Source organism: Mesorhizobium sp. M2E.F.Ca.ET.209.01.1.1 (assembly GCF_004010375.2).
Taxonomy (GTDB): Bacteria; Pseudomonadota; Alphaproteobacteria; order Rhizobiales; family Rhizobiaceae; genus Mesorhizobium.
In genome coordinates this window covers 1-292 of sequence record NZ_SADP02001139.1, presented here as the reverse complement: position 1 = coordinate 292, position 292 = coordinate 1, and the positions used below count along the sequence as shown (strand labels likewise).

The 292-nt window shown below is 62.0% G+C and carries 1 protein-coding gene; it reads right to left on the bottom strand.

Annotated features, from left to right (window positions below; all coding sequences use genetic code 11):
• Positions 1 to 199: LacI family DNA-binding transcriptional regulator (locus EN852_RS39450; RefSeq protein ID WP_135879947.1), on the bottom strand; the 199-nt coding region annotated here is incomplete at its 3' end.
• Positions 200 to 292 lie beyond the last annotated feature (93 nt).

The following is a 292-nucleotide window of genomic DNA, read 5'->3' as shown; positions in this document are numbered from 1 at the left end:
CACCGACAATGCCCGAGCGCGAGGTGCGCAGGCTGGCGGCGCGCCGGTTGTAGATATAGCCGATGGCGCGCGCATGTTCCTTGATGCGATCTCGCGTCGAGCCGGCAACCAGCGGGCTGTCGCGCAGTGCCAGCGACACGGTGGCCGTGGACACGCCAAGCGCATCCGCGATCGTCGACAGCTTGATTTTCTGTGCCAGGCTTTCGCTCCCCGTCGTTTTTTAAACTGTTTAAGGGCGGCCTTATGCCATCGATCGGGGCCAAATCAAAGTTTTTTTGCCAGCGCCTCGGCC